This is a genomic window from Brachyspira sp. SAP_772, from assembly GCF_009755885.1.
GTDB lineage: Bacteria > Spirochaetota > Brachyspiria > Brachyspirales > Brachyspiraceae > Brachyspira.
This window is the reverse complement of record NZ_VYIX01000203.1, coordinates 1-673: the sequence shown is the minus strand read 5'-3', so window position 1 is coordinate 673 and position 673 is coordinate 1. Positions and strand designations below refer to the sequence as shown.

Here is a 673-nt window from a genome sequence, read left to right as displayed (position 1 = left end):
AATTCCCCCAGGCATTACATACTTACCTGAAGCATCAATTATTTCTGCTCCTTCGCATTTTAAATCAGYACCTATYTTAGATATTTTTTCATCTTCTATTAATAYATCAGCTTTATAAGTYTCTGAAGCATTAACTATAGTACCATTTTTTATAATAATTTTCATAGCACTTCCCTATAATAAAATAACAATTTAATTATACTAAAAATTTTATTAATATCAATTTATAAATTAATATATTATAGAAATTAAAGAATTATGATTATATTGACTGTGAATATTTTGTAATATATAATCAAATTGTATATATGGGGGTATATATGAAAAAAGTATTTGTTATATTATTYTTGTTTMATATTCTTTTRTATTCTAAAACTTTAGATGAATTGTTATTTTCTGCTGTAGAAGATAATAATATAAAAAAAGTTMAATCATATTTAGAGCAAGGTGCAAACTGTAATGCATTAGATTCTTATGATAGAACAGCTTTAATRAATGCTTCTGTAAGTGGATATAATGATATAGCAAAATTGCTKATAGAAGAAGGTACTGATGTCAATATTCGAGATAAAGCAGGTGCTACAGCATTAATGTATACTGCTAGAGATACAAATTATRAAATGGTTGAATTTTTATTAAAAAATGGTGCTGATGTAAACATTAGAGATACAGA

Annotated in this window: 1 protein-coding gene and 1 pseudogene; one reads left to right on the top strand and one right to left on the bottom strand. The window is 23.9% G+C overall.

Going from position 1 to position 673, the window contains the following annotated elements; all coding sequences use genetic code 11:
- A pseudogene (locus tag GQX97_RS15190) lies at nucleotides 1-165 on the bottom strand (dihydropyrimidinase); the annotation flags it as partial.
- 155 nt (nucleotides 166-320) lie between these two features.
- On the opposite strand from GQX97_RS15190, the gene GQX97_RS13550 reads away from it, so the two are divergent.
- The coding region (locus GQX97_RS13550) for an ankyrin repeat domain-containing protein (protein ID WP_198391258.1) at nucleotides 321-673 on the top strand (353 nt) is incomplete at its 3' end.